At 57.8% G+C, this 370-nt stretch carries 1 protein-coding gene; it reads left to right on the forward strand.

Annotated elements, in window-relative coordinates; translation table 11 throughout:
• Positions 1-370, forward strand: a 370-nt coding sequence (locus tag N2041_RS14530; protein ID WP_297679316.1) for a DEAD/DEAH box helicase, incomplete at both ends; no start/stop codon positions are given.

The following is a 370-nucleotide window of genomic DNA, read 5'->3' on the forward strand; positions in this document are numbered from 1 at the left end:
ACCGAGGATCAGGCGGCGGCGATTGCAGCGGTCAAAGCGGATATGGAACGTCCGATTCCAATGGACCGCTTGATTTGTGGCGATGCGGGTTACGGCAAAACGGAAGTCGCCCTGCGCGCCGCGTTCAAGGCGGTGATGGACGGCAAGCAGGTGGCGATGCTCGTACCCACCACGATTCTGGCGCAACAGCATTATGAAACGTTCAAAGAACGTCTGGCGTCGTTTCCGGTGGAAGTGAGGTTGCTTTCGCGCTTTTGCACTGAGGCGGAACAGGCGGAGACGCTCAAAGGGGTATCCGAGGGATGGGTGGATGTGGTCATTGGCACGCACCGCTTGTTGCAGAAAGACGTGCGATTTAAGGACTTGGGAC

Source organism: Tepidiforma sp. (assembly GCF_026419595.1).
Classification (GTDB): Bacteria; Chloroflexota; Dehalococcoidia; order Tepidiformales; family Tepidiformaceae; genus Tepidiforma.